Source organism: Phyllobacterium sp. P5_D12 (assembly GCF_054049495.1).
Genome location: NZ_JBFUMG010000235.1, coordinates 1 through 6,604 on the forward strand (window position 1 = coordinate 1; position 6,604 = coordinate 6,604).

The 6,604-nt window shown below is 57.5% G+C and carries 6 protein-coding genes; all 6 read right to left on the reverse strand.

The genetic code is table 11. The features are described from left to right. Window positions 1-1,412: cbb3-type cytochrome c oxidase subunit I (locus ACXJ5O_RS15560; RefSeq protein WP_457300676.1), on the reverse strand; the 1,412-nt coding region annotated here is incomplete at its 3' end. 49 nt (window positions 1,413-1,461) lie between these two features. Beyond that, window positions 1,462-2,280 carry a cytochrome c oxidase subunit II gene (locus ACXJ5O_RS15565; RefSeq protein ID WP_457300677.1) on the reverse strand — a complete coding sequence of 273 codons (819 nt, stop codon included), beginning with the start codon at window positions 2,278-2,280 and terminating at the stop codon, window positions 1,462-1,464. A gap of 222 nt (window positions 2,281-2,502) precedes the next feature. Beyond that, window positions 2,503-2,856 (reverse strand): DUF1428 domain-containing protein, encoded by a 354-nt coding sequence (locus ACXJ5O_RS15570; protein WP_457300678.1) that lies wholly within the window; start codon window positions 2,854-2,856, stop codon window positions 2,503-2,505. A 66-nt stretch (window positions 2,857-2,922) separates the two neighbouring features. Further along, the gene (locus ACXJ5O_RS15575; RefSeq protein ID WP_457300679.1) at window positions 2,923-4,788 is read right to left on the reverse strand and encodes a CHASE2 domain-containing protein; all 1,866 of its coding nucleotides are present in this window, start codon (window positions 4,786-4,788) and stop codon (window positions 2,923-2,925) included. Between the two features lie 6 nt (window positions 4,789-4,794). Further along, complete coding sequence (locus ACXJ5O_RS15580; RefSeq protein WP_457300681.1) at window positions 4,795-5,316, reverse strand: FecR domain-containing protein; 522 nt, start codon at window positions 5,314-5,316, stop codon at window positions 4,795-4,797. A 132-nt stretch (window positions 5,317-5,448) separates the two neighbouring features. After that, window positions 5,449-6,387 carry a LysR family transcriptional regulator gene (locus ACXJ5O_RS15585; protein ID WP_457300680.1) on the reverse strand — a complete coding sequence of 313 codons (939 nt, stop codon included), beginning with the start codon at window positions 6,385-6,387 and terminating at the stop codon, window positions 5,449-5,451. Between the last annotated feature and the right edge of the window lie 217 nt (window positions 6,388-6,604).

Genomic DNA, 6,604 nt, shown 5'->3' on the forward strand with positions numbered 1-6,604 from the left:
AGATAGTGCATCGGGAAGAAGATCAGATAGGCGCCGAGGAACGTCACCCAGAAGTGAATCCGCCCCATGGTTTCATCCAGCATTCGCCCGGTGATCTTTGGATACCAATGGTAGATCGCGCCGAAGATCACCATGATTGGCGCAACGCCCATCACCATGTGAAAATGCGCAACGACGAACATCGTATCCGACAGCGGAACGTCCACGACGACATTGCCGAGAAACAGTCCCGTCAATCCGCCATTGACGAATGTAACGATAAAGCCGAGCGCGAACAGCATCGGTATCGTCAGGTGGATATCGCCGCGCCATAGAGTGAGCACCCAGTTGTAGACCTTGATGGCGGTAGGAACCGCGATGATCAAGGTTGTCGTGGCGAAGAAGAACCCGAAGTTGGGATTCATGCCGCTGACATACATGTGGTGTGCCCAGACAACGAAGCTCAGTGCACCGATGATCACGATCGCCCAGACCATCATTCGGTACCCGAAGATATTCTTGCGGGCATGAACACTGATGAGGTCCGAAACGATACCAAAGGCAGGCAAGGCGACGATGTAGACYTCSGGRTGGCCGAAGAACCAGAACAGRTGCTGGAAMAGSAKCGGACTGCCGCCGCCATGTTGCAGCTGCGTGCCCATCTCGACGATTGCGGGCATGAAGAAGCTCGTGCCGAGGACGCGGTCGAACAGCATCATGACGGAGGCGACGAAGAGGGCAGGGAAGGCGAGCAGCGCCATGACCGTCGCGGTGAAAATACCCCAGATCGTCAAGGGCATGCGCATCAATGTCATACCGCGCGCGCGCCCTTGCAGGACTGTGACGACATAGTTCAGTCCGCCCATTGTGAAGCCGATAATGAACAGGATCAGCGAACTCAGCATCAGGATGATGCCCCAATCCTGCCCGCCCGGCGTCCCAGAAAGGATCGCTTGTGGTGGATAAAGCGTCCAGCCGGCGCCCGTTGGGCCGCCGGGTGCGAAGAAGCCCGCGACAAGAACAAGCACGGCAAGAAGGTAAATCCAGTAGCTCAGCATATTTGCGTACGGGAACACCATGTCCCGTGCTCCGAGCATCAGCGGGATCAGGTAATTTCCGAAACCACCCAGGAAGAGCGCAGTCAGGAGATAAATCACCATGATCATGCCGTGCATGGTGATGAACTGGTAGTAGCGGTCGGCATCGATGAAGGTGAAAACGCCGGGGAAAGCAAGTTGCAGCCGCATCAGCCAGGATAGGACCAGCGCAACGAGGCCAATCGAAATGGCTGTCAACGAATACTGGATGGCGATGACTTTGGCGTCCTGGCTGAAGACGTAGGTCGTCCACCAGCTATGCGGGTGATAAAGCTCCACATCTTCGACTTCCGCTGCCGGAATGGGGTCGTTGATGCTGGATGGAATATTGACCATCTATTGCCCTCCCTGTGTTCGCTCTTTCTCCCGAAGAGCGGTGCCGTTTTCACTGTGCCGTCTGTGGTTCTCCGGATGCTGCCATCATCTGTGTGAATGTCTGCTGTTGCTKCAGCCAGGTTTGGTAGTCGGCCTCGTTGTCGACCACCACCGTTCCACGCATTTGCGGGTGCCCGACGCCACAAAGCTCGGCACAAAGGACTTCGAACGTGCCTGTTCGCGTCGGAGTAATCCAGAAATAGGTGACCATGCCTGGCACCATGTCCATTTTTGCCCGGAATTCCGGCACGTAGAAATCATGCAGGACATCGATCGAGCGCAGCACCATCTTTACAGGCTTTCCTATCGGAAGATGCAGTTCGCCGCCCTGAATGATGATGTCGTCGAGCCCCGCGCTGTCGTTCTTGTTCACGCCGAGCGGATTTTCCGCAGTGACATCACTGGTTTCCGACGTTCCGAGCTTGCCATTGGCTCCAGGCAACCGAAAGCTCCAGAGCCACTGTTGGCCCACGACTTCAACTTCGGTCGCATCGCTCGGCACATTGACGAAACGGTCCCACACGAACAAACCGGGCGCAAGCATGGCGACAACGCCGATGGTGGTCACCGTGGCGAGCCAGAATTCGAGCTTCCTGTTTTCCGGCTCATAATGCGCACGGTTTCCCGGCTTGTGGCGGAAGCGCCAGACGCAATATGCGACGAACAATACCACCGCGACGAACACGAAACCGGTGATCCAGAAAGTAATGATGATTGTATTATCGATGTATTGCCAATTGGACGCGATCGGCGTCCACCACCAGGGACTCAAAAGATGAAACAAGACTGACGCAACTGCAACAAAAGCAAGAATAAAGACTACAGMCATTCTATTGTCCCCTCCCTGCCGGAATCGGCTGTGGACATGAACTCGCAATCCGTAGAACCTCACCCTAGCATTTCATAAACGAGAAATACAGGTAGTCGTCTCATCGAAAGTATCGGTGCACAGAATATCGGAAACGTCGCCGGAAATTACTGTCGTTTCAGCGCCGCGCCGTCATCGCCGGCACGGCGCCGAGTTGGGATTTTGATCCGGTAAGCGTTACTTCTACAGCTCCACGACAGGCGCAAATCCGCCGAAGATCATACGCTTGCCGTCGAAGGGCATGTTGGCCACGTCGCCTTTCAGGCGGGGGTCCGCCATCACCTTGGCATTGATGGCATCACGCTTTTCGCGCGATTCATAAACGATCCAGGAAAAGACGACGATCTCGTCGTCTTTTGCCTGCACAGCGCGCGGGAAGGAAGTAAGTTCACCATAGGGCACATCGTCGGCGACGCACTCGACAAAGGCGAGCGCGCCGTGCTCTTTCCAGACCTCTCCCGCCGTACTGGCGAGTTCCTTGTAGGCTTCCAGCTTCGCTTTAGGAACGGCAAGTAAGAAACCATCGACATAGGACATAGAAAACCTCCACTTGATTGACACGGCCAAAGGACGTTGGCGCAAGCGGAAATCCTACATCGTCGTTCAAACTTTGTCGTCGCTGCGCCACAGCCAGATCGTAACCGAGCCTGAGCGTCCGCGTATTTCCGTTTCGAGCGGTCCGCTCAGAACGCCAGTCTTGTACGGCTCGCTGTCCGGGCCCGCGATGTGCAGGATATCGGTCGTAAGCGCGAGTTCCGCGTGGTTTTTCTTGGCCACTTCCATGAGCCGGCTGGCGACGTTGACCGTATCTCCGGTCGCGGTGATCTGCTGGCGATCGCCGCCGCCGAGCCGCGAAGCAACCACTGTGCCGAAATGTGCACCCAGTTTGAACCCGATGCGCGATGCGGTCGATGCGGGAAGCGAGGCGAGCCATAGTTTCGTTCTGTTGGACAGCCTTATGCAGCAGAGCGTGGCATTGGCCGCATCTTGCGGATCAGGTTCCGGCAGGCCGAAAAGTATCATCGCGCCGTCGCCCATGAAACTCGTAATGGTTCCGTTACAGGCCGCGACTTCCTCATCGACCAGCTCGTAAAAGCCGTTCAACAGTTCGCGAGTGGCATTAGGTCCAAGAACCTCGCTGAGGCCGGTGAAGCCGGAAAGGTCGATGAAAACCACGGCGGCGTCCTGGCGAACGGGCTCAGCCAGAAAATCGGGGTTTCTTGCCAGCCATTTTCCAAGTCCCGGCGCCTGCACGCTTTGCAGCATCGCGCTCTGCCGAGCAAAATGCTGCGCGCGGCGGCGATCGAGCAAAAGCTGGCTTGCTCCGAATAGAAGGAGTGGGGGAACTGCAGCCGCGATAGGAATTGTGGCGCTAAGCCAGATGCCGTTTGCAAACGCGACCATATTGATGACGAGCCATGCGCTAACGACGGCGACTGTTGCGGCTAGGCCAATGATACTGCGCCGCCAGGCAAGCAGTCCCACGAGAACGATCGGCAGGCCGATAGCAAAACCCGCATCGATAAGCCGGATATGACGATCGCGGACCGTGGCATCGCCCGCTACAAGTTGGGCTATTGCCGTTGAGATGACCTCTACGCCGGGAAGCACCTGATCGAATGGTGTCGGGAAAACGTCGCCGCCGCCGGTTACCGTCGTCCCCAGCACAACAATCTTGCCGGTAACGTCCTTGGCCTCAAGCTGACCATCCAGCACGGCAGTGGCGCTGATGGTTTTTATCGTACCCCTCGGGCCATAGAAGGTCAGGGGAAACGATTGGCCGATATCGGTGCGGATGTGGCGTTCACCCAGCGCGATGCCGCCGGGCTCGAATACAGGGTCGACTCCGGCGGCAAGCGCAACTGCACGCAGTGGAAAAGAAGGCTGGACCTCGTCACCCTTCTTGAACAGCATCGGGATAAATCGCGGCGTTCCGGATTGGTCGGTTGCGACGTTCACAATCCCCATCGGCGAGACATCGGCAAATTCCTGCTGCGGGAGCAACAAGCTGACAGCATCCGGAATGCGATCAAGTGCGTCGTCGTGTGCAGGTTCTATCAGTTGCCTGCCACTTGCGAACACGGCCGCTCCCGCCAGAAGTGTCGTGGCTTTCCCGAGCGACGCCGCGAGCTTCCGGTCGCCGTCTTCCTGACCGCGATCCACCAGAAGCAAATCCAGCGCAATGACTTTTGGTTTGAGCTCGGCAATTGCGTCGACGACAGCAGCGAGCGTAGAGCGGGGAACAGGATAACTCCCGACCAGCGTCACTGTCGGGTCGTCAATGGCTATGATTGTGACAGCATCCGGTGCCGGCTTTTTGCCGCGGATATTGGTGCGCAGATCGGCGAAGGTAGCCTCGACGCGTTCCAGAAACCAGGTGTTTCCCCTGATGTGCATCAGGCCGAGCCCGGCGCCCCACATGCCCGCAAGGATCAGTGCGACCAGTATCTGCCGTGCACGACTGGACATGGGTGATTATTGACCGAGACGCGCCATCAATGCGTTGACGCGAGGTTGGGGCCACCGCTTCACAACAAGTGGGCTGCTGCTTTCGTCGACATCAACGCCTTCACCGGGTCCGAGCACGACAGCCGCGGGCGCAGCCTGCCGCCTGACGCTGACTGCGCCTCTGACAACGAAAACTGCCGTCTTGCCCGCGCTGACATCGACAGCCCATTTCGTACCCCGGACCGCTGCGATAGCCTGCGGCGTGTCGACGACGAACCCGGATGGCGACTTCGGAGCATCGAGCAATATTGCCTTGCTCCGGGCCCGAACCGCATCGACGATACCGTCACGGCTGCGGTCCAACAACGTGTACCGTGCCCCGCGCTCAGCGGTAATGGTGAGGCCGCCACGGCATTTCAATATCTGCCTTCCGGTCCCACCGACTTGCGTCAGCGCGCATCCAGAATTGGTGGATTGTGCCGAGGCAATTTCTGTGCCGAGCACAAAAACAAAGCCAATGGCCACCGCCGCGCGAAAAATTCCCGCCATTGAGTCCATGGAGATTGCCCCTGTTCACCGGCACCAGAATAGGCGCGCTTTCACCTGCAATATAGAACCTCCGGAGGGCATTTCAAAGCGCTGATAAGGTTTTCTCTTCGGTATCGGCTTCGCTAAATCGGGTTAATTCTCCGTTGCCGGGTATAGCCGGTCGATTGCCGGCAGGCATTGCGCGCCTTTACGGCTAAGAAAATCCTGGAATGCACGCATGGCCGGCGACATGGTCCGGTCAGTACGCACGACGGAAAACCACTGGCGGCGGATTGGCATGCCGATCACGTCGAGCATCACCAGCCTGCCCACATCGAGTTCCAGTGCGATCGTGTGGGCAGAGATGAAAGCGATGCCGAGCCCGGCCATCACCGCCTGCTTGATCGTCTCGTTCGACGACATTTCCGTGCCGAGATCATCAAGCCGGCCCGGCAGTTCGCTCAGGAATATCTCCAGCGATATACGCGTGCCGGATCCCGGTTCGCGAATGAGGAAATGCTCCTGCGCGATGCGCTCCTTGGTGATGTCGCGGCACCTGGCGAGCGGATGATCGGGAGCGGCGATCATCACCAGCGGATGGTCGCCGAAAACCGCCGAACGTAAAGGCACGTCCTTCGGCGGGCGGCCCATCAAGGCGAGATCGACCGCATGGCTTTTCAGCCCGGCAATCGTCTCGGCACGGTTACCGATAGCGAGCTTTATGGCGATATCCGGGTGTTCCTTGCGAAAAATCGCCATCAGTTGTGGCGCGAAATACTTTGCCGTCGAGACGACTCCGAGCGTCAGACTGCCGATGCGCAATCCCTTTATCGCATCGATCTCGTCTTCGAGAAGGCGCAATCGTTCGTCGACCATTTGCGCAGCATCGAGAAAGGCCAGCCCCGCGGCAGTGGGCCGCAGGCCCTCATTCGTGCGGTCAAACAGGATGATGTTGGCATCTTCTTCAAGAAGTTTGAGCTGGATCGTTACCGCCGGAGGCGTCAGGCCCAACGCATTGGCTGCGGCGGCGATCGTGCCGTGCTGCATGATCGCCTGTATCGCCCGCAGTTGCTTCAAATTCAAATTGCGCATTCCACAAGTTAATAGAATTTATCGAATACGTAAATATAATAAATTTTACTAAGTGTGGTCCGCGTGGTTCCATGTCCCAAGTCCGATGCGGAGACAATCGGACAGGGAGGACTACCATGACCACGGCAACACTAGATGCCTTTCTTGGATCCTATGCGGAGAGCGGCGATACGTTACGCGCTTCCGTTTCACTGGTTGTGCGCCAGCTGTCCCTGAC